The sequence below is a fragment of the Flavobacterium sp. RSP46 genome, from assembly GCF_003984825.1.
Lineage (GTDB): Bacteria > Bacteroidota > Bacteroidia > Flavobacteriales > Flavobacteriaceae > Flavobacterium.
Window position 1 is genome coordinate 231,650 of record NZ_RYDM01000004.1, and the last position, 25,357, is coordinate 257,006.

General features: G+C 35.7%; 27 protein-coding genes and 1 tRNA gene. 20 read left to right on the forward strand and 8 right to left on the reverse strand.

Features of this window, described 5'->3' with window-relative positions; genetic code table 11:
• Together EKM01_RS08930 and EKM01_RS08935 are read right to left on the reverse strand one after the other, a co-directional pair.
• Positions 1-186: GIY-YIG nuclease family protein (locus EKM01_RS08930; RefSeq protein WP_126768043.1), on the reverse strand; the 186-nt coding region annotated here is incomplete at its 3' end.
• 43 nt (positions 187-229) lie between these two features.
• Positions 230-304 (reverse strand) — tRNA-Pro (locus EKM01_RS08935).
• Positions 305-643: 339 nt separating this feature from the next.
• On the opposite strand from EKM01_RS08935, the gene EKM01_RS08940 reads away from it, so the two are divergent.
• From EKM01_RS08940 to EKM01_RS08965, 6 genes are all read left to right on the forward strand, one after another.
• Positions 644-1,411 carry a ParA family protein gene (locus EKM01_RS08940; RefSeq protein WP_126453649.1) on the forward strand — a complete coding sequence of 256 codons (768 nt, stop codon included), beginning with the start codon at positions 644-646 and terminating at the stop codon, positions 1,409-1,411.
• 4 nt (positions 1,412-1,415) lie between these two features.
• Complete coding sequence (locus tag EKM01_RS08945) at positions 1,416-2,315, forward strand: ParB/RepB/Spo0J family partition protein (protein ID WP_126767958.1); 900 nt, start codon at positions 1,416-1,418, stop codon at positions 2,313-2,315.
• Positions 2,315-2,875 (forward strand): DUF5683 domain-containing protein, encoded by a 561-nt coding sequence (locus EKM01_RS08950; protein ID WP_126767961.1) that lies wholly within the window; start codon positions 2,315-2,317, stop codon positions 2,873-2,875. The genes EKM01_RS08945 and EKM01_RS08950 overlap by 1 nt, the downstream gene beginning before the upstream one ends.
• Before the next feature lie 246 nt (positions 2,876-3,121).
• On the forward strand, positions 3,122-3,850 hold the full coding sequence (dapB, locus tag EKM01_RS08955) for a 4-hydroxy-tetrahydrodipicolinate reductase (RefSeq protein WP_126563864.1): 729 nt from the start codon (positions 3,122-3,124) through the stop codon (positions 3,848-3,850).
• Between the two features lie 68 nt (positions 3,851-3,918).
• Positions 3,919-5,490, forward strand: coding sequence for a signal peptidase I (gene lepB / locus EKM01_RS08960; RefSeq protein ID WP_126516515.1), 1,572 nt, complete (start codon positions 3,919-3,921; stop codon positions 5,488-5,490).
• Positions 5,491-5,580: 90 nt separating this feature from the next.
• Positions 5,581-6,207 carry a WbqC family protein gene (locus EKM01_RS08965; RefSeq protein WP_126767964.1) on the forward strand — a complete coding sequence of 209 codons (627 nt, stop codon included), beginning with the start codon at positions 5,581-5,583 and terminating at the stop codon, positions 6,205-6,207.
• Positions 6,208-6,223: 16 nt separating this feature from the next.
• On the opposite strand, the gene EKM01_RS08970 is transcribed toward EKM01_RS08965, so the two are convergent.
• The 6 genes from EKM01_RS08970 to EKM01_RS08995 all read right to left on the reverse strand — a co-directional run bounded on the left by EKM01_RS08970 (position 6,224) and on the right by EKM01_RS08995 (position 12,471).
• Entirely contained in the window at positions 6,224-7,270 is a 1,047-nt protein-coding gene (locus EKM01_RS08970; protein ID WP_126516513.1) for an endonuclease/exonuclease/phosphatase family protein, read from the reverse strand.
• Between the two features lie 51 nt (positions 7,271-7,321).
• Complete coding sequence (locus tag EKM01_RS08975) at positions 7,322-8,191, reverse strand: rhomboid family intramembrane serine protease (protein WP_126767967.1); 870 nt, start codon at positions 8,189-8,191, stop codon at positions 7,322-7,324.
• Between the two features lie 63 nt (positions 8,192-8,254).
• Positions 8,255-9,001, reverse strand: coding sequence for a rhomboid family intramembrane serine protease (locus EKM01_RS08980; protein ID WP_126461475.1), 747 nt, complete (start codon positions 8,999-9,001; stop codon positions 8,255-8,257).
• Positions 8,998-10,839, reverse strand: a complete 1,842-nt coding sequence (gene mutL / locus EKM01_RS08985) for a DNA mismatch repair endonuclease MutL (protein WP_126461478.1) — start codon at positions 10,837-10,839, stop codon at positions 8,998-9,000. Before mutL ends, EKM01_RS08980 begins: the two co-directional genes overlap by 4 nt.
• Before the next feature lie 212 nt (positions 10,840-11,051).
• Entirely contained in the window at positions 11,052-11,624 is a 573-nt protein-coding gene (gene ribH / locus EKM01_RS08990; RefSeq protein WP_126563861.1) for a 6,7-dimethyl-8-ribityllumazine synthase, read from the reverse strand.
• Between the two features lie 73 nt (positions 11,625-11,697).
• The gene (locus EKM01_RS08995; RefSeq protein WP_126453627.1) at positions 11,698-12,471 is read right to left on the reverse strand and encodes a tol-pal system YbgF family protein; all 774 of its coding nucleotides are present in this window, start codon (positions 12,469-12,471) and stop codon (positions 11,698-11,700) included.
• A 232-nt stretch (positions 12,472-12,703) separates the two neighbouring features.
• Between EKM01_RS08995 and EKM01_RS09000 the strand changes: the two genes are divergently transcribed.
• The 14 genes from EKM01_RS09000 (at position 12,704) to EKM01_RS09065 (ending at position 25,357) form a co-directional block, all read left to right on the forward strand.
• Positions 12,704-13,783, forward strand: coding sequence for a DNA replication/repair protein RecF (locus tag EKM01_RS09000; RefSeq protein WP_126461484.1), 1,080 nt, complete (start codon positions 12,704-12,706; stop codon positions 13,781-13,783).
• 78 nt (positions 13,784-13,861) lie between these two features.
• Positions 13,862-14,560, forward strand: coding sequence for a thioredoxin domain-containing protein (locus EKM01_RS09005; protein ID WP_126562324.1), 699 nt, complete (start codon positions 13,862-13,864; stop codon positions 14,558-14,560).
• A 6-nt stretch (positions 14,561-14,566) separates the two neighbouring features.
• On the forward strand, positions 14,567-15,238 hold the full coding sequence (locus tag EKM01_RS09010) for a DUF2461 domain-containing protein (RefSeq protein ID WP_126767968.1): 672 nt from the start codon (positions 14,567-14,569) through the stop codon (positions 15,236-15,238).
• 5 nt (positions 15,239-15,243) lie between these two features.
• On the forward strand, positions 15,244-16,320 hold the full coding sequence (locus tag EKM01_RS09015) for a glycosyltransferase family 4 protein (protein ID WP_126767969.1): 1,077 nt from the start codon (positions 15,244-15,246) through the stop codon (positions 16,318-16,320).
• Between the two features lie 2 nt (positions 16,321-16,322).
• On the forward strand, positions 16,323-18,170 hold the full coding sequence (asnB, locus tag EKM01_RS09020; protein ID WP_126767970.1) for an asparagine synthase (glutamine-hydrolyzing): 1,848 nt from the start codon (positions 16,323-16,325) through the stop codon (positions 18,168-18,170).
• A gap of 48 nt (positions 18,171-18,218) precedes the next feature.
• On the forward strand, positions 18,219-19,232 hold the full coding sequence (gene murB / locus EKM01_RS09025; protein ID WP_126767971.1) for a UDP-N-acetylmuramate dehydrogenase: 1,014 nt from the start codon (positions 18,219-18,221) through the stop codon (positions 19,230-19,232).
• 78 nt (positions 19,233-19,310) lie between these two features.
• Positions 19,311-19,925: an FMN-binding negative transcriptional regulator gene (locus tag EKM01_RS09030; protein WP_126461502.1), complete on the forward strand. Its 615-nt coding sequence runs from the start codon at positions 19,311-19,313 to the stop codon at positions 19,923-19,925.
• A gap of 112 nt (positions 19,926-20,037) precedes the next feature.
• Positions 20,038-21,144 (forward strand): glycosyltransferase, encoded by a 1,107-nt coding sequence (locus EKM01_RS09035; RefSeq protein ID WP_126461505.1) that lies wholly within the window; start codon positions 20,038-20,040, stop codon positions 21,142-21,144.
• Positions 21,135-21,686, forward strand: coding sequence for an RNA polymerase sigma factor (locus EKM01_RS09040; protein WP_126767972.1), 552 nt, complete (start codon positions 21,135-21,137; stop codon positions 21,684-21,686). Before EKM01_RS09035 ends, EKM01_RS09040 begins: the two co-directional genes overlap by 10 nt.
• A 630-nt stretch (positions 21,687-22,316) precedes the next feature.
• Positions 22,317-23,186, forward strand: a complete 870-nt coding sequence (gene lipA, locus EKM01_RS09045; protein WP_126555059.1) for a lipoyl synthase — start codon at positions 22,317-22,319, stop codon at positions 23,184-23,186.
• A gap of 67 nt (positions 23,187-23,253) precedes the next feature.
• Positions 23,254-24,264 (forward strand): type I glyceraldehyde-3-phosphate dehydrogenase, encoded by a 1,011-nt coding sequence (gap, locus tag EKM01_RS09050; protein ID WP_126461511.1) that lies wholly within the window; start codon positions 23,254-23,256, stop codon positions 24,262-24,264.
• A gap of 217 nt (positions 24,265-24,481) precedes the next feature.
• A complete protein-coding gene (locus EKM01_RS14805) occupies positions 24,482-24,577 on the forward strand; it encodes a tetratricopeptide repeat protein (RefSeq protein WP_255416340.1) in 96 nt (31 codons plus the stop codon).
• Positions 24,578-24,686: 109 nt separating this feature from the next.
• Positions 24,687-24,941 (forward strand): ATP-binding protein, encoded by a 255-nt coding sequence (locus tag EKM01_RS09060; RefSeq protein ID WP_233588572.1) that lies wholly within the window; start codon positions 24,687-24,689, stop codon positions 24,939-24,941.
• Between the two features lie 104 nt (positions 24,942-25,045).
• Entirely contained in the window at positions 25,046-25,357 is a 312-nt protein-coding gene (locus EKM01_RS09065) for a response regulator (RefSeq protein ID WP_126767975.1), read from the forward strand.

Genomic DNA, 25,357 nt, shown 5'->3' on the forward strand with positions numbered 1-25,357 from the left:
CTCTAAAATCATTGCCTCTGATCGTGTTGGAAGTTCAACTTCATAAATCAAACACCATGGTTTCCCAGATTTTGTAGACAAACTAAATCCAGAATTATGCCGGTATAATCTATTTGTAAGATGGTCCGTTTGACCAACATAATATTTAAAAGTAATTTCACTCTGAATTATGTATACAATGTACATATTTATAAAATAAAAAAAGCCGAACACACTTGTTCGGCTTTTGTCGGGGTGGCAGGATTCGAACCTGCGGCCTCCTGCTCCCAAAGCAGGCGCGATAACCGAGCTACGCTACACCCCGTAAGCGGGTGCAAAGATAGCATTATTTTTTGCTTTAGCAAAACTATTGCTGAAATTAAGAACTAAAATTATTTAGTTGGAAAATCAATGTAAAAATCTAAATAAAAATATTTTTTCAAAGCAGAATGAATCCACAACTTCCCCTAGTCCACATTGCAACTCAAGTCCCGAACAATCGGGATTGTAGTGCACAGCTGAAATAGCTCCCATAAAATGAAATTCGTTTTCAAAACAGGAATGGTCAAATAGCGACTAATCAAGCATTAACAAATGTTAACAAAATAGATTTTTAGAAACCATAAATAATTGTATTTTTACGGTTCAAAATTTAGAAAAATAAATGGGCAAAATCATCGCGATTGCTAATCAAAAAGGAGGGGTTGGCAAAACTACTACGTCAGTTAATCTTGCTGCTTCATTGGGTGTTTTAGAAAAAAAAGTATTACTTATTGATGCTGATCCTCAGGCTAATGCGTCCTCCGGATTGGGTATTGACGTGGAATCCGTAGAAATAGGTACGTATCAAATTTTAGAACACAGTCACACACCAAAAGAGGCCATCATAAAATGTTCTGCTATAAACGTGGATGTGATTCCATCGCATATTGATCTTGTTGCTATTGAAATTGAATTAGTCGATAAGGAGAATAGAGAATATATGCTTAAACTAGCATTAGAAAGTATCAAAGACGATTACGACTATATTATCATAGATTGTGCGCCATCATTGGGATTACTTACCTTAAATGCGTTGACGGCCGCTGACTCCGTAATTATTCCTATTCAGTGTGAATATTTTGCATTAGAAGGACTAGGGAAATTACTGAATACCATAAAAAGTATCCAAAAAATTCACAATCCGGATTTAGATATCGAAGGATTATTATTGACCATGTTTGACTCCCGTTTGCGTTTGTCAAACCAAGTGGTTGAAGAGGTTCAGAAACATTTTAACGACATGGTTTTTGACACTATTATTCAAAGAAATGTCAAATTGAGTGAAGCACCCAGTTTTGGCGAAAGCATTATAAACTACGATGCAACAAGCAAAGGAGCTACCAATTACCTGCATCTAGCTCAAGAAGTTATAAAGAAAAACAGCAAATAGTTTTATGGCAAAAGCACTAAAAAAACAAGCCCTGGGAAGAGGATTATCTGCGTTATTGAAAGATCCGGAAAACGATATAAAATCCGTAAATGATAAAAATGCCGATAAAGTTGTAGGAAACATTATTGAGCTTGAAATTGAAGCCATTGAAATAAATCCGTTCCAGCCCAGAAGCAATTTCAATGAGGAATCATTGCGGGAATTAGCAACTTCTATCAAGGAATTAGGTGTTATTCAACCAATCACTGTTAGAAAACTAGATTTCAATAAATACCAATTGATTTCAGGAGAACGCCGTCTTCGTGCCTCTACCCTTGTGGGATTAACTACTGTTCCTGCGTACATTCGGATTGCAAATGACAACGAATCGCTGGTGATGGCCTTAGTCGAAAATATTCAGCGCCACGATTTAGATCCTATTGAGATTGCCTTATCCTACCAACGTTTGATCGATGAGATTCAACTGACTCAGGAACAAATGAGTGAGCGAGTAGGAAAAAAACGCTCTACTATTGCTAATTATTTGAGGCTTTTGAAACTGGATCCTATAATCCAAACCGGAATTCGAGATGGTTTTATCAGTATGGGTCACGGTCGTGCGATAATCAATATTGAAGACCAGGATATTCAAACTGATATTTATCAAAAAATTGTCAGTCAAAATCTATCGGTTCGTGATACGGAAGCTTTAGTAAAAAACTATCAGGAAAGTTTAAAACCTAAAGTCGCCGGAAAACCAAAAACTGCCTCCTTTGAAATTGCAGATACTCAAAAGAGCGCTTTTACAAATTATTTTGGAAGTAAAGTCGATGTGAAAGTAGCCGGAAATGGTAAAGGAAAAATCACAATTCCATTTCACTCTGAAGAAGACTTCAAAAGAATCATTAAACTAATAAACGAATAGTGCATAAAATCATTTTCATAAGTCTGCTCCTTTTCACTTTAGGACATCACACTGTTTTTTCCCAAACGGGAACAGAGGCGGTTTTGGTAGCAAAAGACACTTTGAAATCAAATGACATTGATCCGTTGACCCCAGCAAAAGCTGCTTTTTTTTCTGCAATTTTACCAGGATTAGGCCAGGCTTACAATAAAAAATACTGGAAAATACCGCTGGTTTATGGCGCCATAGGAACCAGTCTTTACTTTTACATCGACAGTAATAAAAAATACCACCAATACAGAGACGCCTATAAAAGTCGCCTAGAAGGCTACACCACTGACGATTTAGCATTCTTAGACAACAATCGATTAATTGCTGGCCAAAAATTTTACCAGCGAAATCGTGATTTGTCCGCTTTGATAACAATTGCCTTTTACGCCCTGAATATTCTTGATGCGAATGTAGATGCAGCTTTATTACAATTTAATGTTGATGAAAACTTATCCGTAAGACCCGTTCTTTATCCAGATAATGTAACATTTAAGACGAATGTAGGACTAACATTTAATTATCAGTTTTAAACACAAAACCGAAAAGCTTAAATACAAAAAAAAAGAACTGCTGCTTATGTTATTAGGTACTAAAATAGGAAAGAAATATTTTTTTATCCTCACTACCGTTTTACTGCTGCTCACCTTAGTGAATTATTCAGAAATTAAAGCGTTTGATTCGATCCGAATGAATGATTTCTTTTCTGGTTTTATCGGCGGTCTTTTAATAGGATTACTACTAATAGGAATTGTACACTATTCAAAAAAAAATAAAAAATGAAAATTGCGCTTTTAGGATACGGAAAAATGGGTCAGGTAATTGAACGGATTGCACTGGAAAGAGGGCATGAAATCGTTTTGAAAAAAGAGAAAAAGAACACTTTTGATGGACTTTCAGCAGCTGATGTGGCTATTGATTTCAGTGTTCCAACTGCTGCAGTGAGCAATATTTCCAGTTGTTTCCAGGCCAATGTGCCCGTTATTTCAGGAACCACAGGATGGCTGGAACAGTATGAGGAGATGGTGGCACTTTGTAATCAAAAAAAAGGCGCTTTTATTTCCAGTTCTAACTTTAGTTTAGGGGTAAATATTTTCTTTGAACTCAATGAATATCTGGCTAAAATCATGTCGAAATTTGACACGTACAAAGTAGCGATTGAAGAAATTCATCATACCCAAAAACTGGATGCACCTAGCGGAACTGCTATTTCATTGGCCAACGGAATACTTGCAAATAGTTCTTACACCAACTGGACCTTAGAAAAACCGGAAGCAAATCACTTGAGCCCAAACGAACTGGAAAAACAAATTCCTATAAAAGCCAAAAGAATTGGTACAATACCTGGCACGCATACCGTTAATTACAATTCTGCTGTGGATGCAATCGAAATGAAGCACACCGCGCACAATCGTGAAGGATTTGCGCTTGGGGCAGTCATTGCCGCTGAATGGATTGTAGGAAAGCAAGGCGTTTTCACAATGAAAGATGTATTAGAATTAAAATAAAATTATTCACCTGTTTGAGTACATTTCTAGCGAAACAATCTTAAATCTCAAACTTAAAACAAAAAACTATGTCAGTATATCAATGGTTTGTGTTTTTTCTGCTAGTCCAGATTGTTCACTTTCTAGGAACTTGGAAACTATATGAGAGCGCCGGCAGAAAACGTTGGGAAGCCGCTATTCCTGTTTACAATGCAATTGTTTTAATGAAAATAATAGGACGTCCCACTTGGTGGACTGTATTGCTATTTATTCCAATCATCAATCTCATTGTATTTCCGGTAATCTGGGTAGAAACGCTACGCAGTTTTGGAAAACGATCCGGATTAGACACTTTTCTGGGAATAATTACTTTTGGATTATATATATACTACATTAATTATACCCAAAAATTAAATTATAATGCTGACAGAAGCCTTAGTCCTGAAAACAAAACGGCAGACACTATTAGCTCCTTGCTTTTTGCTGTAATTGTAGCCACAGTAGTCCATACCTATTTCATTCAACCGTATACCATCCCTACCTCCTCCTTAGAAAAATCCTTATTAGTCGGTGATTTTCTATTTGTAAGCAAAATGAATTATGGCGCAAGAGTTCCCATGACCACAGTAGCATTCCCAATGGTACACGACTCTATTCCTTTGACAAAAAGTAAATCATACCTCATCTGGCCACAATTGCCGTACATGAGACTGCCCGGCATTCAGAATATTGATCGTACGGATATTGTTGTGTTCAACTGGCCGGTTGATACCGTTTATAGATTTTTTGATACTTCAAAAAGACGTGCCTACAAGCCCGTTGACAAGAAATCGAATTATGTAAAAAGATGTCTGGGAATCCCTGGAGACAGCTTGTCCATAAAGGATGGCATGATTTATATTGATGGCAAACTCTTGCAAATGCCCGAAAGAGCTAAACCACAGTTCTCCTATAAAGTAGCTCTGGACGGAAAAACACCTATCGATTTTGAATCAATATTTAAGGATTTAGATGTGACGGATCCTGCTGGATTTATAGATCAAACAAAAAGAGACACCCTTTTTCTGAGTGCCTTGACTGAAGCAGGTGCAGAACGATTAAAAAACACACCAGGTATCACGGCTGTAATCAGACAGATAGCAAAGGATGCGGACAACACAATCTTCCCGCATATCAATAAATGGAATCGTGATAATTTTGGCCCAATTTACATTCCGGAAAAAGGAAAAACGGTTGCGTTAACCACTGAAACGCTGCCTTTCTACAAAGCAATCATTACTGATTATGAAATGAATGAGGATGGTAAAAAAAATGATCTAAAGGTTACAGGAAACGAAATCAGATTGAACGGTGCCGTTGTAAAAACATACACCTTCAAACAAAATTATTACTGGATGATGGGAGACAACCGTCATAACTCTGAAGACAGTCGTTATTGGGGATTTGTACCCGAAAATCACATTGTAGGCAAACCTATATTTATATGGCTCAGTATCGATCCTAACGGCAAAGGATTAGAAAAAGTACGCTGGGACAGGGTTTTCACAACGGTTAGCGGTGAAGGGCAACCGCAGTCGTATTTTAAATTATTCCTGTTAGGACTCGTTATTTTCTTCGTAGGAGAATATTTTTGGAAAAAAAGAAAAGAGGCGAAAAATTAGTCCAAAGTTCAAACGTCCAAAGTCATCAAGTTAGGATCTAATCTAACTTTATGACTTTGGACATTATAACTTTAAAAACTTTAGACAAATATGAATATTCTCATACACCCAACTTACTTCCCCTCGATTAGCAATTTTGCTGCCATGGTACAATCGGAGAGCATCACCTTTGAGGTTGCAGATAATTTTCAAAAACAAACCAATCGCAACCGCGCTTATATTTATAGTCCCAATGGGATTCAGCTGTTGAATATTCCCGTGAAGCATTCAAAAGAAAGTCATCAAAAAACTAAAGACATCAAAATTGAAACCGACTTTGACTGGCAAAAACAGCATTTCAAATCATTGGAAGCCGCCTACAGAAGTTCTCCTTTTTTTGAATATTTTGAAGATGACATTCGTCCCATTTTTGAAAAAAAACAACTATTTTTATTGGATTTAAATTTTGAAATTGTAGCCCTTCTATCCAAATGTTTCCGAATAAAACTGGATTACACTACAACCACGGAATACTTTCACGAGGTTGATACCGAGACAACTACCGACTTAAGAGCTTTGGTCAACGGAAAAAAAGATCTTTCGATATTTGAAAACTACACACAGGTTTTTGATGATAAACATGGTTTTATCAACAATTTGAGTGTTCTGGATTTGCTGTTTAATGAAGGAAAATACGCGATGGACTATTTAAAAAAACAAGAATTGATTATCAAATAAAGCATTTCTCTACTTGCTACTCATAAGACAATCGTGCCATAATAGGAAAATGATCCGAGTTAATAAATCGAGGAAAGTTTTCAAATTTCTTTACTGACATTTTCTCATCGGCAAAAATATAGTCAATTCTGGCCGGGTAATACCTGAATTTATACGTCTCTCCAAAACCGGTTCCGGCTTCTTCAAAACTGTCTTTCATGTTGCCCTTTATGTTACGGTACACATAAGAAAACGCACTATTATTCATATCTCCGCAAATAATTGTAGGGTAAGTACATTTCATTTTGTGTTCCTTAAAAATCTCTGCTTGCTGTTGCTGTTGTTTGAAGGCTTTGCTGATTCTGATAAAAAGCATTTGCGATTTTTGTTGATTAATGACCTCAATATTTTCATCAATTTCATCTACATCGGGAGAAATTTTGATAGATTGTAAATGCATGTTATAGACTCTGATAATGTCCTTTCCTTTTTTTATATCAGCAAAAATCACATTATTACTGGAGTTAGGAAACGTTATTTTCCCTTGATTAAGGATTGGAAATTTTGAAAATATTGCTTGTCCTGTTTTAATTTTATCACCATTCATAAAAATATAACGATGTGGATATACCTTTAAATCAATATTACCCGAAGATGAAAATTCCTGAATACACACTATATCTGGATTCTTATCATTTATAAAGTTTAAAATATCTGAGGGCACATCATCTCTATCGATCCACTTAAAAACATTTAGCAAGCGCACATTGTAGCTCATTATAGTAAAATCTTTTTCTTCTTTAATTACTTCCGGTGCTGAAAACTTATAGAATTTATTTATAAAAGTAATGCCAATCAATAATACTAAACCCGATACAATCAACTGTTTTTTGAATTGTATCGCCCAATACATAAAAAACAAGCCGTTTAATATAAAAAAAAGAGGCATAAAAAGTGTCAAAACTGACAAAAAAGGAAACGATTTAGGGGCTAGAAAAGGCAAAACATAGGCAGTAAAAGTCACAAGGGTAAGGACTATGTTCAAAAAAAACATTCCTTTATTAAACCATGAAAGATTTTTCATTTTTTTCTATATTTTATTATTTAAACAAAAATGTTAACCACTTGAAAAAGCTTATTTACCTACTTTAAACAAGAACTCTTTCTCTTCTTTAGTCAAACTATCGTAACCGGACTGGCTGATTTTATCTAAAATCTCATCAATCTGTTGCTGTGCTTTATCTTTTTCAATTATTTTTGAAGCCGTTTTTTCAACAGGTTTACGGTAATTTTTGTGTACTTTTTTGAACGGTGTAGTAGGTTTTTTACGAAACAAATTTGTAAAAAAATCTAAACTACGAGATACAATTGTACTTAAATCCGTTCCATTTTGAAGCAATTTAATAAAAATAAAACCAAAAAGAGCTCCGGAAAGGTGAGAAATATGTCCACCCATATTTTCGGAACGCAGCTGCATCAAATCAATAATAATAATTACAGCGGTTATATGCCATAATTTGACATTTCCAATAATCAAAAGCTGTACGCTCATCAACGGATAATAAGTTGTAACAGCTACTAAAATACCCATGATAGCAGCTGAAGCCCCTACCATTGGCGCATTGATATTTAAAACATAAAACACCAGAATATAACAAATCCCCGCAAAAATGGCACTCAGAAGATACAAGCCCAACAACTGTTTGGAGGTAAAAAACGTCATAAACAATCTGCCTGAAAAATTCAAAACAATCATATTAAAAACAATATGCATGATGCCGCTGTGAAAAAAAGCATACGAAAGCAACGACCATGGTTTCCAGAGCAAATCCAACGGATTAGACGACAAACTCACATATTGAACATAATCAATATGGACACTCAACACGGATAAAAGTGCAAAAAACAACCACGGAAGCACAAACAAAGCGACATTCCAAAAGAGTAGCTGAGTCACTATTCCTCCCATTTTGTATTGTAATTTCAGGTCGTCGATAATATTCATAAGTTAATTGGGATTTAAGAGCTGCTGTTTAGGTTATATACTACTTTAAAAGCTGTTAGACTTTTAATTCCAACGGTTCTTATTGAACTGATTTTTCTTCCAGTACCACGTAATAATAAAACCAAATAAGGCGCCACCAACGTGGGCAAAATGGGCAATTCCGCCACCACCAAAAATTGATTTTCCTGAAATACCCAGGTACAAATCGATTAACACTAAACCCGGAACAAAATACTTTGCTTTTATGGGTACAGGAATAAACATCAAAGACAACTCAGCATTAGGAAACATAAAGGCAAAGGCTACTATCGTTCCATAAATAGCGCCAGAGGCTCCCACTGCAGTACCTACATAGGCACTTGTGAAATTCTGAAAATCAGAAACCGCTAAGATCTCCTGCCATCTGGTATCAATCTTACCTTCGTTCAAAATTTGCAAAATTTCTTGTTTAGAAAAACCATTAGCCATTAGCGTATTCAATCCGTCTTGAAAATAGTAATAATTGACTCCGGTATGCAACAACGCTGCACCTAATCCGCAGGAAACATAGAAAAATAAGAATTTCTTACTTCCCCACATTTGCTCTAAAGCAGATCCAAAAGAATATAACGCAAACATATTGAAAAAAATATGCATAAAACCGCCATGCATAAACATGTGCGTCACCGGTTGCCACAATTGAAAACTTGGGTTTTCCGGAAAATACAATGCTAATATTTTATAGGCGGGCTCTTTTATAATCAGTGTCCCTACAAAAAACAATACATTGATAATAATTAATTGTTTTACGGTTTCAGTAACGTTTCTCATAATGCAAATTTTTTATCTAAATCTTCCACACGCATGGTGATGAAAGTGGGTTTATAGAATGGGGAAACATTTGGGTCTTTACAGGCAAAAAGTCCGTTGACCAAATTTTCCTGTTCTTTTTCTGTCAGGTGTGTTCCTGTTTTCACGGCTAAACTTTTGGCCATCGATTTGGCAATCGTATCGTTCTGGCTGAAACTGCTTTCTGGAATTCCGTCCTGCAAATCACTTAATAATTGTTCTAAAACCAGTGAAACTTCACTCTCCGTTACATTTACCGGTATTCCTGAAATAACAATATGATCGGTGTTATTTTCTTCAAAAACAAATCCGGTATTCATTAATGACAATTGTAATTCCCCGATAAGCTCCATTTCGCTTGACGAATAAAATAGGTTCAAAGGAAATAATAACTGCTGACTTGAGGCTTGATTAACCGTCATATTGACCAAAAACTGCTCATACAAAACACGTTGATGCGCCCGCTGCTGATCGACAATTACCATTCCGGATTTGATGGAGGAAACAATATATTTTTTATGTATTTGATACGTTTTATGAACAGAATGCTCCACTTCTTCGTCATTAAATAAAGACGAGGTAACTTCTTCATTTTCGAAAGTTAAATGCCCTATTTCATCCGTATCCTGTTTTAAGCCTACGTATAAACTTTCCCAATTAGCGGTTGGTTCTGGTTTTCTATAACTGGAAAATTGCTTACTGGGTTTTTCTTCGGAAAACGGATTGAAGTTGCCATCTACCTGAATCGTCGGTGTAGCACCTTCTAAATCTTTGTAATGATACGGCGTATCTAAATTAGAATCGCGATCAAAATCTAACACTGGAGCCACATTAAACTGGCCCAAACTATGCTTTATCGAAGATCGTAAAATAGCATATAAAGCATGTTCGTCATCAAACTTAATTTCCGTTTTAGTGGGATGAATATTGATATCAATAGTGTTGGGTGGCACTGACAAATATAAAAAATAACTGGGCTGCGCACCGTCTTTCAAGATTCCGTCATAGGCAGCCATAACCGCATGATGCAAATAACCGCTTTTTATAAAACGGTCATTGACAAAGAAAAATTGTTCTCCACGATTTTTTTTGGCAAATTCCGGTTTGCTTACAAATCCTTGAATTGTTACAATTTCAGTTTCTTCCTGAACCGGAACTAATTTTTCATTGGTTTTACCTGAAAAAATATTCACAATTCGTTGTCGTAAAGTTGATGGAGGCAAGTTGAACATTTCACTGCCGTTGTGATAAAATGTAAAATGTATTTTTGGATGAGCCAAAGCCACACGCTGAAACTCATCCACTACATGGCGGTATTCTACGGTGTCCGACTTTAAGAAATTCCGTCGTGCTGGAATATTAAAAAACAAGTTTTTCACGGCAAATGAAGTTCCTTTAGGCAAAACAGCTACCTCTTGAGATACGAATTTACTGCCTTCAACAATAATATGGGTTCCAAGTTCTTCCTGATCTTGTTTGGTTTTCATTTCCACATGGGCAATTGCCGCAATAGATGCTAATGCTTCGCCACGAAACCCTTTGGTATGCAGTGAAAATAAATCTTCGGCATGACGGATTTTGGAGGTAGCATGGCGCTCAAAACACAAACGCGCATCAGTAACACTCATCCCTAAACCATTGTCAATGACTTGAACCAATGCTTTTCCGGCATCTTTAATAATTAGTTTGATATCCGTTGCTCTGGCATCTACCGCGTTTTCGAGCAATTCTTTGACTACCGAAGCGGGTCTTTGAACGACTTCGCCAGCAGCAATTTGATTGGCAACATGATCCGGAAGTAATTGAATTATACTCGACATTAAAAAAATTAGGTTTAAAGTTTATCCCTTTGACTGTACTTCGACTTCGCTCAGTATAGACTTCTCCGGGCGACAATAGTTTATTATAAAACCAAGAAGCACAAATTTAATGAATTTCTACGGGGAATGGTAGCGTATTTAATCATAAATAAAACAAAAAACCTATACTATATATGCAATAGTATAGGTTAAAGAATTATAAATTTTTATTCTTATTCTTTTAATTCCAATGGCAAATTTTCAATTTGCAAAGCACCGGGAGACAGTAACTGTTGGTTATCGAACTGATGATTCAAGGATGCCTGCTGGCGGATATAAGCCATTTTTATAGCAGCAATAGCTGCTTCAGTCCCTTTATTTCCATGAATTCCTCCGCTTCTATCAATTGATTGTTGCATGGTATTATCTGTCAAAACACAAAAGATAACCGGAACATCCGTTTGAACATTCAAATCTTTTATTCCCTGCGTAACGCCTTCACACACAAAATCAAAATGTTTGGTTTGTCCTTGGATGACGCACCCTATAACAATAACAGCATCCACATTTTGAGTTTGCAACATTTTTTTGGCTCCATAGACAAGTTCAAAACTCCCTGGAACATTCCACCGTATGATTTGTCCGGAAGGAACTTCATTTTCTAATAATGTCTTGAATGCCCCATCAAAAAGCCCTTCGGTGATGGTGTCATTCCATTCTGCAACTACAATTCCGAAACGAAATTTTTTCGCATCTGGAACCATATTTTTGTCATACTCGGATAAATTTTTATTTTCGGTAGCCATCTTATTTAGTTTTCAGTCACAGTCGCAGTATGCAGTTTCTGGAAACTAAAAACTGTGACTATTAACTTTTATATTATTGTGCCAATCCTATTAAAACGTCAACTGAAGCAGCTTCTGGAGCGCCCTCATAATTTTCTTTGATGTCAGTAAAATATTTCAATGCCTCTTCTTTATTTCCTAGAGCCAAAGCTGTTTTTCCGGCCTTCAATAAGAAACGTGGTGTTGTAAAATCATTTTTATTAGATCCTGCCGCTTTTACATAATTCTCTAACGCTTCTTTTGGTTGATTTTTTTGAGAATAAGCATCTCCAATTGCTCCTTTTGCCAACGCACTTAAAACAATATCATCCGATTTAAATTTACCTAAATAATCAATCGCTTCAGTATATTTTCCGGTATTCAAATAGGCAATTCCCGCATAATAATTAGCTAAATTTCCAGCATCTGTTCCAGAATATTCATCTGCAATTTTCAGAAATCCAAATTTACCTTCTGAACCATTCAAAGACAACTTATATAAGGAGTCGCTTGCAACTCCATCGGTTGCTTTTTGGAAATTTTGTTGTGCCACGAACATTTCATTAGCGGCTTCATCTTGTTGTGGTGCAGCAATAAATCTTTGGTAAGCTAAATATCCAATAGTAAATAGGGCAGCCGCGGCAACTAATCCAATAATAATTTTTTGGTTTTTAGCTACCCAATCCTCCGTTATTGTGGCGGTTTGATCTAATTTAGAAAATACTTCTGCTGTTGTACTGTCCTTATCATCAACTACTACTGCTTCAACCCCGTCTTTTGTTTCTTTTTCTTTTGGTGCTTTATATCCTCTTTTATTGTAAGTAGCCATTTAAATTTAATTTAGTGAGTCGCAAAAATAAAATTTTTATTCAAACCCACACAAAAAATATGCTTTTATATTTAAAAAAAATATCTTAGAAGATTCTTTGTTTCCAAAGACAAAATAATTCTCAGAGAAAAAACAGAAAAGAAGGTTTTATCAATATTTTTCAATAATTTGCACCCACTTTGAAAAACCCATTTAAAAACAGCAAAGTTCTCAATACCAGCAAGCCTTACCCATGTATTTAAAAAAAATTTCACTGTTCAATTATAAGAATTTCTCCGAAGCCAATTTTGATTTTGACTCTAAAATAAATTGCTTTGTAGGCAAAAACGGTATTGGTAAAACAAATGTGCTCGATGCGATCTACCATTTATCGTACGGAAAAAGCTATTTTAATCCATTGGCGGTACAAAACATCAAACATGGAGCCGAATTTTTCGTTATAGATGCTGCATTTGAAAAAAACGAAAGAACGGAACAAATTGTCTGCAGTCTTAAAAAAGGACAGAAAAAAATATTGAAACGCAACGGCAAAGCCTACGACAAATTCTCAGATCATATTGGGTTTATTCCTTTAGTGATTATTTCTCCGGCCGATAGAGATTTGATTGTGGAAGGCAGCGAAACCCGACGGAAATTCATGGACAGTGTGATTTCGCAACTGGACTCCCACTATTTACAGCAACTTATTCAATACCAGAAAGTAATGAGTCAGCGCAATGCTTTGTTGAAATATTTTGCATTAAATCATGTTTTCGATACTGACACGCTCTCCATATATAATGAACAACTCAATGGTTTTGGAAACTATATTTTCGAAAAAAGAAAAGCATTTATAGAACAATTCATTCCTATTTTCAATACCCATCATCAAGCTATAACGGGTTCACAGGAAACCGTGCAACTCGTTTACGAAAGCCATTTATTCGAAAAAGACTTGTTGACCCTTTTACAGGAAAATATCAATAAAGACCGAGCGTTACATTATACGAGTGTAGGAATCCATAAAGACGATTTAGCCTTTGAAATTGACCAACATCCAATAAAGAAATTTGGCTCGCAAGGCCAACAAAAATCGTATTTGATCGCTTTAAAATTAGCGCAATTTGAGTTTTTAAAAAAACAAAGCGGTGTAAAACCAATTCTGTTATTTGATGATATTTTTGATAAATTAGACGAAAGTCGCGTGGCCAAAATAATCGAAATGGTCAACAGCGATACTTTTGGTCAACTTTTCATTTCAGATACCCATCCGGAACGTACGGAAGTTATTCTAAAATTGACCCATCAGAGCTATAAAATTTTCAACTTATAACTTTTATTTAGTACTTTATAAGGCCTGAAAATTGAAAAAACACCTAATTTAGCGTATTCAATTATAAATCAAATTACAATGAAATTCAGTTCAATATTCGTATTAATCATATCTTTTGCTTTTTTATCTTGTAATGGACAAGCATCAAAAGAAAGTCAAACTATCGATGCAAAAGTTTTTAGCGAAAAAATTGCAGCAACACCAAATCCACAAATTCTGGATGTACGAACGCCTGCGGAATTTTCGTCAGATCATATCGACAAAGCCGTAAATGTAGATTGGCTCGGAGACAGCTTTGTTGCAGGCACCGAAAAACTAGACAAAACAAAACCTGTTTTCGTGTACTGCAAAAGCGGCGGAAGAAGTCAAAGTGCCGTTGAAAAACTGGAAGAACTTGGCTTTACAAATGTTTACCAATTACAAGGCGGAATATTAAAATGGGACGCTGCAGGACTGTCTAAACCAAGCAACAAAATCACTGGAATGACTTTGCAGGACTACAATAAATCAGTAGACTCTGATAAAAAAGTATTGGTTAGTTTTTATGCAGAATGGTGTGCGCCATGCAAAAAAATGACGCCCTACATCACAAAAATGCAAACTGAACTAGCAGATAGCGTAACCATCATACGATTGGATGCCGACAAAAACAAAACCTTAATGACCGAAATGAAAATCAGTGAACTTCCTACTCTATTATTGTATGAAAAAGCAGCAGTAAAATGGAGGAAATCCGGTTTCATTAGCGAAGAAGAATTAAGAAAACAAATACAATAGTACAAGATGCTTTCAAAAGAAACACTACAATTTCTTGATGATTTAAAAGCCAATAATAATCGGGATTGGTTTCTGGAAAACAAAAAACGCTACGAAAGGTTTAAGAAAGACTACCAACAACTAGTTGGGGACTTACTGGACGCCATGAAACCTTTGGATCCATCGCTGGAAATGCTAGAAATTAAAAATTGTACGTTCAGAATTAATCGCGACATTCGGTTTTCTAAGGACAAAACGCCTTACAAATCGCATTTGGGAATCTGGCTTTCGTCTGGTGCGAAAGGGCTGAATCGTTCCGGCTATTACATTCATCTGGAAAAAGGCGCGAGTTTTATTGCCGGCGGATTGTACTGCCCGGAATCCGATGACTTAAAAAAAATGCGCAAAGAAATAGCATTTTTTCATGAGGATCTTGAAGCTATTCTTGAGAAGAAAGATTTCAAAAAAGAATTTAACGACTTTGATCGTAATGAAAAAAACACCCTGAAAAACCCGCCACGGGGGTACGAAAAAGAACATCCGGCTATTAAATTATTAAAACTAAAAAGTTTTGAGTCTTCACAGAAAATTGATTTTTCGGCAGCTGCCAAAAAAGATTTTGTTACCATAATGAGTCAAAAACTGATTGTGCTAAAACCACTGAACGATTTCATCAATCGAGCCTTAACTTCCGAGTAATTCAAATGATATCGACAAAAAAGAGAAGGATACTTTTTTTGGGGGAATCCTACAGAGCCGATGCCATCACCTGGATGAATGGACTCAAGGAATTTGGTGATTTCGAAATTATAACATGGGAATTAAAAACGCCTAGCGATAGTTTTAAGAACCGAATACTACGGATTTTCGAATTTGAACTTGCTGTTTTAAAAATCAGAAAAATAATCCAACTGCAAAAACCGGATATGGTAATCGCGGAACGAACCACCAGTTATGGTTTTCTTGCTGCATTGTCCGGAGTAAAACCAGTTGCAATCGCACAACAAGGCGGAACAGATTTGTGGCCGGAAAAATCTATTTCACTTCCATTAAAAAAAATAATTCAGCATTACGCTTTCAAAAAAGCCGATTTAATTCACGCTTGGGGACCCGTGATGATTTCATCTATGCTGGAGGCTAAAGTTGACATGAGTAAAGTTTTGGTATTACCAAAGGGAATTGATTTGGTGCAATTTGGCAATCAAAAAACTGCCAATCCTGAAAAAATTTGCGCTATCGTCACCCGCTCTTTGATGCCTGAATACTGCCATGCTATTGTTTTAAAAGCGTTTGCTGTTTTAAACCAAAAAGGGATAGATTTCGTCCTTACCATTGTAGGAGACGGAACACAACTTTTTAAATTAAAAGAGTTAGCAAAAAAGTTAAACATTGAAAATAAAGTCAATTTTACCGGAAGAATTCTGAATACGGAATTGCCAAAGCTATTGCAAGAATCAAACATTTACATCAGTATGCCCGTAACGGAAGGCGTTTCGGCATCCTTATTTGAAGCAATGGCAACTAATTGTTATCCAATTGTAAGTGCTATTTCCGGAAATAAAAGCTGGATTAAACACCGCAAAAACGGGCAATTAGTCCCCGTAGATGATTACAATAAACTTGCCGAAGAATTAATTTGGGCATTTGAAAACGATAAATACCGAAACGAAGCTGTTTTTATGAATAGAAAAATTGTTGAAAAAAATGCTGATTATAGTATTAACATGAAGATTATTGCCCATAAATACCACGAATTAATCAACCAAAATCAATCCAATTAATTATGTGTGGAATTAATGGAATCTTGCATTTACAATCTCAGAAAAAAGTAAACGAACGCGTTCTTACTAATATGCGGGATTCTCTGAAACATCGCGGTCCGGATGACAAAGGATTATTTATAGCAAACAATATTGGTTTTGGACACCGAAGACTTTCAATCTTGGATGTTTCAGTAGCCGGACACCAGCCTTTCCTATCCGAAGACGGAAGATATGTGCTCATTTATAATGGCGAAATTTATAACTACAAAGAATTTTATCCAGAGTTAAAAAGTAATGGATTTGATATCAGAACGACCTCAGACACGGAGGTTTTGATGAAATTATTTCAATTGTACGGTTTAAAAATGCTCCACCGCCTAAATGGTATGTTTGCTTTTGCTGTTTGGGATACATTAGAAAAAAAGCTGACTCTTGTTCGAGACAGAATGGGCGTTAAACCGCTATATTATTCTTTTTATAACGAAACATTTTATTTTGCATCAGAACAAAAAGCACTTTTCACGGCTGGAGTTCCGCTTAAAATGGCGCAAGACGGACTGGAAGAATATGTTTTTAACCGATTTGTAGCTGGAGAAAACACGCTGTACCTAAACGTAAAAAAGGTATTGCCTGGCAATAGCCTAATTATTGAAGAAGGCGGAAAAACCATTATGGAAAACTGGTGGAATCTAAAAAAGGAGATTCAAAACCAACCTGAAATAAAAAATCCAGTCGAATGGTTTCGGGAAACCTTTGATGATTCAGTTAAAATGCGCATGGTAAGTGACGTGCCTGTAGGTGTTTTATTGAGTGGTGGACTGGATTCCTCCTCTGTTTTAGCCTCGTTACACCATCAAAAATATAAAGACATTCAGACGTTCAATATGGGTTTCAAAGAAAAGGAACACAATGAAGCGCATTTAGCAAAAATGATGGCCGAGAAGTTCAATTATGGATTTCACACCATGCAATTAGAAGATGAGAATCTTTATGATCAGTTAATACGTTCCACTTATTTTCAGGATGAACCCATCATGCATTTAAGCGAACCACATATTTTAGCAGTGTCTCAAATGGCAAAACCTGCCGTAAAAGTATTGCTTTCCGGCGAAGGTGCTGATGAGTTAATGGGTGGTTATGTACGCTACAAAGCTTTGAAATATCCGTCTTTGTTAAATTCAATTGCAACCATCAGCAACATCGAATTATTTTCTAAAAAACCACGCTACGATAAGTTAATGCGTTATGCTCAAATTAGTAAAAAATCTGATTTGGTTATTTACAATGGCTCTACTATTTATCCAAATGATATTGCGGAAACTTTTGGTATTAATACCCCTCCTGAAAACGAATACCGAAAACAAATTTACAAAGAAGCGAAATCTTTGTATCCTGACAACTTACGGAGACAAGCCCTTTATTTTGACCAACACACCTATTTATGCTCACTACTGGACAGGAACGATCGCTGTACAATGGGCGCATCCATTGAGTGTAGAGAACCATTTTTGGACCCAAGATTAATTATTGGTCTAGGATCATTGGATGACAAGTGGCTCTTCTCAGGGAAAAAATGGAAATTCATTCTAAAAAAAGCAATGGAAGAACGTTTACCAAATGAAATTCTGAATTTCAGAAAAGTAGGTTTGAGTGCGCCGTGGGGTGATTATATCACAAAGAGTCATGCCTTTAAAGATGAACTAGAGTCTTTCGCAAAAAGTGATCTGTTTCAAATCCCTTATTTTGAACATATTCACATCCAGAAACTGATAATGAATTTACAAAAAGGAGACACCAGAATGACGCCGTATATAATGCCGTTGTTTATGATGCATATCTGGATGAAAACGTATGCAACTAAATTTTAATCCTTACTTTTGGTGCAGGATTCAACAACACAAAACGCCCTTTCTTTTATGGAAATAGTACCTAATTTCTCTTTAAAAAAATACAACACATTTGGTATTGAAGCCAAAGCAAAACAGTTTGTCGCCATTCATTCTATACAGGATTTGGCAACTATTTTACAAGAAAATAAAACGCAGCAAAAATTTATTTTGGGCGGAGGTAGCAACATGCTTTTGACAAAAGACATTGATGCCCTTGTGATTCATATCGATTTGAAAGGCAAAAAAATCCTTGAAGAAAACGAAGACTTTGTGTGGGTCAGAAGTCAGGCGGGCGAAAACTGGCATGAATTTGTGCTTTGGACCATCGATCAAAATTTTGGAGGATTAGAAAACATGTCGCTAATTCCCGGAAATGTAGGGACTACGCCGGTCCAAAACATTGGTGCTTACGGAACTGAAATCAAAGATACTTTTGTTTCCTGTGAAGCAATGACGGTAGCAAATCAGGAAATAAAAATTTTCACAAAGGACGAATGTCATTTTGGTTACCGGGAAAGTATTTTCAAAAACGAAATAAAAAACCAATACATCATTACATCAGTTGTTTTTAAATTGACTAAAAAGAACCATAAAATCAATACTTCTTACGGCGATATTTCGGCTGAATTAACCAAAAATAACATCAGCAATCCAACTTTAAAGGACGTCAGCAATGCTGTAATTACCATTCGACAAAGCAAATTACCCGATCCGGCAGCATTGGGAAACAGTGGCAGTTTCTTTAAAAATCCGATTCTGTTAAAATCCGATTTCGAAAAAATTTACAAGAAATTTCCTGAAATGAAATATTTTGATATTTCAGAAACTGAAGTAAAAGTTCCTGCTGGATGGCTGATAGAACAGGCCGGTTTCAAAGGAAAACGTTTTGGCGATGCCGGAATCCATAAAAATCAAGCGCTGGTTTTAGTGAATTATGGTCATGCAACCGGACAGGAAATTTTGAATGTTTCTAAAAATATTCAGGACACTATTTTTAAAATTTTTGGCATCCATATTGAGGCCGAAGTAAATGTGATTTAGGTGCTAGGCATTAGTCCAATAAATTTTAAAATCGTTTTACTAATCCCTATTCCTAATTCCCAAAAACCCAATCCTAAAATGTACACTCCAGAAATCTACAAAAACGAAAATCAGGAAGAAATCAAAAAATTTCTGCAAGAGAATAGTTTTGGTATTTTAATCAATCAAACCAATGGGAAATTGTGTGCCACACATATTCCTTTGGAACTGGAAACCAACAAAGAAGGCAAGGAAATTTTATGTGGGCACATTTCTAAAGAAAACCCACAATGGAATGGTTTTATAGACAACGACGAAATTTTAGCTGTATTTTCCGGACCTCACAGTTATATTTCTTCTTCTTGGTACGATCATGAAAATGTTCCAACATGGAACTATATTGCGGTTCATGTGTACGGAAAAATAAAAATTATTGAAGGAGAAGCCATCATTGAATCCTTAAAAAAACTGGTCGATAAGTACGAACAGAATTCTGAAAACCCGATTCGTATAGCAGATTTATCTAAAAAAACCATGATGCAAACTCGCGGTATTGTCGCCTTTGAAATTGAAATAACTGAAATTCAAGCCACAAAAAAATTATCTCAAAACAGAGACGAAAAAAACCATCAAAACATCATTTCTGAGTTAGAAAAAACAAAAGATTTTCAGTCAATAGCAGTTGCAAATGAGATGAAGAAATGTCCACTATAAATTCTTTTAAAAATCATAATTTATAATTTACAATTCATAATTCTATTCATACCTTTGCACTCTGCCGTCCCGAAGCTTCGGGATCGGGGATTTAAACACTCATTAAACTCAGATGCTTATACTAATTCTTTACTTTTTTATTTTTATTATTGCGGTTCAAATTTTATATTATCTAGGTGTTTTTGGGAAATTTGCTTTCGCCAAAATCCAAAAAATAACACCAAAAAGAATCCCCATTTCAGTTATTGTTTGTGCCAAAAACGAAGAAGAAAATGCAGCAAATTTCATCCCTTTACTGGCGGAACAAAACTATCCTGATTTTGAAATTGTCTTGATTGACGATGCCTCAAGTGATGCTACTCTGGCTATTTTTGAAGGTTTTGAAAAACAATATCCAAATATTCGTTTGGTAAAAGTACAAAACAACGAAGCCTTTTGGGGAAACAAAAAATATGCGTTGACATTAGGAATAAAAGCCGCAAAAAAAGAGTATTTACTATTCACTGATGCGGATTGTTATCCCACTTCAAAGGACTGGATAACAGCCATGAGTTCTCAATTTACGATGCAAAAAACTATCGTGTTGGGGTATGGGAAATATGAAAAAATTGCCAATTCTTTCCTGAATAAAATAATTCGTTTTGAAACTTTGTTAACCGCGATTCAATATTTTTCCTGGGCAAAAACAGGACATCCGTACATGGGTGTAGGAAGAAATTTAGCGTATAAAAAAGAAGAGTTTTTCAATGTAAATGGTTTTATTGATCACATGCAAATTCGTTCCGGTGACGATGATTTATTTGTAAACCAGGCGGCAAATGCTAGAAATACCACTATTGCTTTCACGCCGGAAAGCATTACGCTTTCCAGACCAAAAAAAACTTACAAAGACTGGCTGATTCAAAAAAGACGACATGTGGCTACGGCAAATTATTACAAACCTTTTGATAAATTACAATTAGGTCTGTTTTACTGTTCGCAATTGTTATTCATTTTATTGCCCATTGTATTGCTGTCTTTTCAATTCCAATGGATATTAGTGCTTAGTTTAATTGCGCTTCGGTATCTTGTAACATGGATTGTCATCGGATTTTCGGCAGGCAAATTAAAAGAAAAAGATGTTGTATATTGGTATCCAATAATTGAATTGGTATTGCTATTTACTCAAATCAATATTTTTATAACAAATACATTCTCAAAACCAGTCCATTGGAAATAAACGAACAGATAGAAAAAGCAAAACAAGGCGATCAAGTTGCCTTCACTTTTCTGTTGAATCATTACTGGAATGAAGTATATGGTTTTATGCTGAAACGCACCGAAAACGAAACCAATGCCGAAGATATCACCATTGAGACGTTCTCGAAAGCTTTTGATAAAATAGCCACTTACAATGCGGAATTCCAGTTCAACACCTGGCTTATTGCTATTGCAAAAAACGTTCACATCGATTTATTGCGGAAAAAAAAATCGAGTCTTTTTGTAGAAATTACCGATGAACACGACCAGCAAGCCTACAATATTGCCGACACTACTCCATCTGCGGAAGATGAATTGATAACGGAACAAAATCTTTCCCGATTACTGCAATTCATTAAAGAATTGAAACCCCATTATCAAGAGGTGATACAGTTGCGTTATTTTCAGGAAATGAGTTACCAGGAAATTGCAACCAAGATTGATGAACCCCTAAGTAATGTAAAAATTAAGTTGCTTCGTGCCAAGAAATTATTGGCAGAAATCATTAAAAGTAGAAGGTAAATTTATCTTAAAGAATATAGCAAATCTATTTTTTGATTTTCAAATTTATTATCTAAACCAAAAGAATATAAAAGCCTCAAAATTATTATTGGAAATATCAAAAAGGGTAACTTACTTAAAAAGTTTATCTTGTTTTTTAAATTCAATATATGTCTATTATCAGACTCGTCACTATTCCAAAAAAAGTAAAATAAACTAACGGTCTTCCTATAATATCTCCTTCTTTATAATTACTTACATATCCTTGAGAATTTTCTACATCTTCACAACCATGAAAAACATATACTTCATTATTCCATAAAACTCTAACAAATTGAATAATTCCAAAAATGAAATAGAAAACAAATAGCAGATATAAAAAAGATTCCATTCATTTTGAAGCTTTTTTATACCTGATTTTTTTTACGAGTGTACCTTAATCTAATTGAGCTCTGATGGTAGTGGTATCCCTTGCCGCCATTTCGAGAAACATAGCAAAAAGCATGGATATACCGAAAATCAGAACGACTACTTCCTAAGAAAAGCGACTCTAGTACTGCTAAAGTATCCGTATCTCTTTATTCAAATAAACAACGAAACGAATCTACAAATAAACTCTATTCCTTATCTTTGTACTTTGAAAATTTAAATATGGAAATAGTTTTAGAAAATACTTTACCAACTGCAAAGCCAAAATGGTTGAAGGTAAAACTCCCAATAGGAAAAAAATACACTGAGCTTCGTGGCTTAGTGGACAAATATAGCTTAAATACAATTTGTGCCTCCGGAAGTTGCCCTAATATGGGTGAATGCTGGGGTGAAGGAACAGCAACTTTTATGATTCTGGGAAACACTTGTACGCGCTCTTGTGGTTTTTGCGGGGTAAAAACAGGAAGACCCGAAACCGTAGATTGGGATGAGCCCGAGAAGGTAGCGCGTTCTATCAAAATCATGAATATCAAACACGCCGTGATTACCAGCGTTGACAGAGATGACTTGAAAGATGGCGGCTCAATCATTTGGATAGAAACCGTAAAAGCCATTCGAAGAATGAACCCCAATATAACACTGGAAACGCTGATTCCTGATTTTCAAGGTATCGAAAGAAATATTGACCGTATCGTAGAAGCCAATCCTGAAGTAGTTTCGCATAACGTAGAAACGGTACGCCGATTAACCCGTGAAGTCCGCATTCAGGCAAAATACGACAGAAGTTTAGCCGTATTATGCTACTTGAAAGAAAAAGGAATTAAGAGAACAAAATCAGGTATTATGCTAGGTCTGGGCGAGCAGGAAGCCGAAGTTTTTCAAACCATGCGGGACTTGCGGGAAGCCAATGTGGATATTGTTACAATAGGTCAGTACTTGCAACCCAGCAAAAAACATTTGCCGGTAAAAGAATTCATAACACCCGATCAATTTGCAGTATACGAGAAATTTGGTTTAGAACTAGGGTTCCGTCATGTAGAAAGCGGACCATTAGTACGTTCCTCATATAAAGCACAAAAACATATTTTATAAATAGTTTATTCGTTTATTTGTTTAATCGGTTAACCAAATAAACGAATAAATGAATAAACGAATCCATTTGAAAACAAGAATTGCCATAAATGGTTTTGGAAGAATCGGCCGAAATTTATTCCGATTACTTTTAAACCATCCCTCAATAGAAGTTGTTGCCATAAATGATATTGCCGACAAGAAAACGATGGCCCATTTAGTGAAATATGATAGTATTCACGGGGTGTTACCCTTTACGGTCAGCGATGATGAAAAAGGAATTCTGGTAGACGGAAATCATTTTTTGTTTTTCCATGAAAAAACCATTTCCAATCTGGACTGGAAAAGTGTAGACATTGATTACGTAATCGAATCCACAGGTAAATACAAGACTTTTGAAGCGCTGAATGCCCATATCTTGGCTGGGGCCAAAAAAGTAATCCTTTCCGCACCATCAGAAGTAGACACTATCAAAACAGTCGTTTTAGGTGTCAATGACTGTATACTTGACGGAACGGAAACCATTATATCAAATGCCAGCTGTACTACCAATAATGCCGCTCCAATGATCAAAGTAATCAATGACCTTTGCGGTATAGAACAAGCCTACATTACTACGATTCACTCGTACACCACAGACCAGAGTCTGCACGACCAACCACATAAAGACTTGCGTCGCGCCAGAGGAGCAAGTCAATCTATTGTACCCACAACAACTGGCGCTGCAAAAGCGTTGACAAAAATATTTCCCGAGTTTGAAGGTAAAATTGGCGGTTGCGGCATCCGGGTACCTGTCCCTGACGGCTCCTTGACTGACATCACATTCAATGTAAAGCGCACAGTAACAATACAGGAAATAAATGCCGCCTTCAAAAATGCTGCACAAACTACTTTAAAAGGTATTTTAGATTATACCGAGGACCCAATTGTTTCAGTTGATGTCATTGGCAATAAAAATTCTTGTATATTCGATGCTCAACTCACTTCGGTTATTGATAAAATGGTAAAAGTAGTTGGATGGTATGATAATGAAATTGGTTATTCATCCAGAATAATTGACCTAATACTATTGACAGAAAATAACCACGAAAAAATTTAATTACAAATGAATTATTTTTTCGTGTTTATTATTGTTTTTTACTCCTCACTGTTTCCTCAATCTACAGAGAAAACGGACAGTATTTTATATTACACTAGTTAAGGAACTCCAGCATTCAAACTAACAATTAAAAGAGGCACTGCTACACCCTCAAAAAGCAATCCTTTATGCGACTCGAAATAAAAACATAGAAGATCAAGCACTTCAGAATTATAATCTGGGTAAAATTTATTTTGATTTAAAAGAGTATGATAACGCCATAGAAACGTTCTCTAAGAGCGCGACTTTATTTTCAAGTTTTAAACCCCTCTGAATGCCATCAACGGAATTACCCATTTGTTATTGGTAGAAAACCCAAATGAAATTTAATCAACAATGCGCTAAAATTTACACAAAACGGAGCCGTACACGTAATTACCAAACTGCACTCTTTGCAGAATGAAAATGCAACTTTATATTATGAAATTACTGATACCGGAATTGGAATCCCCGAAGATAAACTGGCAAGTGTTTTTGACAATTTTTCCCAAAGTCCCATAGAAGTAAATCAAAAATATGGCGTCACGGGGCTAGGATTAACTATCATAAAAAAATTAATTAAAATACTGGGCGGCCAAATTAAACTAAAAAGTACTGTTAGGAGAAGGATCTACATTTTCATTCCTGCTGGACTTTAAAATAAGCGAACAACCACTACAAGAAGAAACCAAACCAAAAGCAAACTATGATTCAAAATTGTTGAATAAAAAATACTTTGGTAGAGGACAATAAAATCAACCAAATGATCACTAAAAAGATACTCATCAATAAAGGAATCATTTGTGAATTAGTTGACAATAGGGAAGATGCCATTGATTTAGTTCGAAAAAGCAAATTTGACTTGGTTCTTATGGACGCTCATTTACCGGGTATCAACGGCACAATCGCTACAGAATTGATTAGAATATTTGATAAAACCACCCCCATCATAGCGTTTACGGCGATCACATTGCATGAAAACCGCAAAATGCTCTTGTCTTTTGGAATGAATGAAGTCATTACAAAACCGTTCGCCCCAGAGCAATTTTACATAACAATCGCTGAATACATCTAG

What these genes read in the sequence shown, in the direction of transcription:
- EKM01_RS09035 (WP_126461505.1), top strand. Translation starts at nt 20,038, where the DNA reads ATGCTTATACTAATTCTTTACTTTTTTATTTTTATTATTGCGGTTCAA.
- EKM01_RS08945 (WP_126767958.1), top strand. Translation starts at nt 1,416, where the DNA reads ATGGCAAAAGCACTAAAAAAACAAGCCCTGGGAAGAGGATTATCTGCG.
- EKM01_RS08965 (WP_126767964.1), top strand. Translation starts at nt 5,581, where the DNA reads ATGAATATTCTCATACACCCAACTTACTTCCCCTCGATTAGCAATTTT.
- ribH (WP_126563861.1), bottom strand. Translation starts at nt 11,624, where the DNA reads ATGGCTACCGAAAATAAAAATTTATCCGAGTATGACAAAAATATGGTT.
- EKM01_RS09030 (WP_126461502.1), top strand. Translation starts at nt 19,311, where the DNA reads ATGTACACTCCAGAAATCTACAAAAACGAAAATCAGGAAGAAATCAAA.
- EKM01_RS08995 (WP_126453627.1), bottom strand. Translation starts at nt 12,471, where the DNA reads ATGGCTACTTACAATAAAAGAGGATATAAAGCACCAAAAGAAAAAGAA.
- EKM01_RS09005 (WP_126562324.1), top strand. Translation starts at nt 13,862, where the DNA reads ATGAAATTCAGTTCAATATTCGTATTAATCATATCTTTTGCTTTTTTA.
- EKM01_RS09015 (WP_126767969.1), top strand. Translation starts at nt 15,244, where the DNA reads ATGATATCGACAAAAAAGAGAAGGATACTTTTTTTGGGGGAATCCTAC.
- lipA (WP_126555059.1), top strand. Translation starts at nt 22,317, where the DNA reads ATGGAAATAGTTTTAGAAAATACTTTACCAACTGCAAAGCCAAAATGG.
- mutL (WP_126461478.1), bottom strand. Translation starts at nt 10,839, where the DNA reads ATGTCGAGTATAATTCAATTACTTCCGGATCATGTTGCCAATCAAATT.
- EKM01_RS09065 (WP_126767975.1), top strand. Translation starts at nt 25,046, where the DNA reads ATGATCACTAAAAAGATACTCATCAATAAAGGAATCATTTGTGAATTA.
- EKM01_RS08980 (WP_126461475.1), bottom strand. Translation starts at nt 9,001, where the DNA reads ATGAGAAACGTTACTGAAACCGTAAAACAATTAATTATTATCAATGTA.
- EKM01_RS09010 (WP_126767968.1), top strand. Translation starts at nt 14,567, where the DNA reads ATGCTTTCAAAAGAAACACTACAATTTCTTGATGATTTAAAAGCCAAT.
- lepB (WP_126516515.1), top strand. Translation starts at nt 3,919, where the DNA reads ATGTCAGTATATCAATGGTTTGTGTTTTTTCTGCTAGTCCAGATTGTT.
- dapB (WP_126563864.1), top strand. Translation starts at nt 3,122, where the DNA reads ATGAAAATTGCGCTTTTAGGATACGGAAAAATGGGTCAGGTAATTGAA.
- EKM01_RS08940 (WP_126453649.1), top strand. Translation starts at nt 644, where the DNA reads ATGGGCAAAATCATCGCGATTGCTAATCAAAAAGGAGGGGTTGGCAAA.
- asnB (WP_126767970.1), top strand. Translation starts at nt 16,323, where the DNA reads ATGTGTGGAATTAATGGAATCTTGCATTTACAATCTCAGAAAAAAGTA.
- EKM01_RS08975 (WP_126767967.1), bottom strand. Translation starts at nt 8,191, where the DNA reads ATGAATATTATCGACGACCTGAAATTACAATACAAAATGGGAGGAATA.
- EKM01_RS09000 (WP_126461484.1), top strand. Translation starts at nt 12,704, where the DNA reads ATGTATTTAAAAAAAATTTCACTGTTCAATTATAAGAATTTCTCCGAA.
- EKM01_RS08970 (WP_126516513.1), bottom strand. Translation starts at nt 7,270, where the DNA reads ATGAAAAATCTTTCATGGTTTAATAAAGGAATGTTTTTTTTGAACATA.
- murB (WP_126767971.1), top strand. Translation starts at nt 18,219, where the DNA reads ATGGAAATAGTACCTAATTTCTCTTTAAAAAAATACAACACATTTGGT.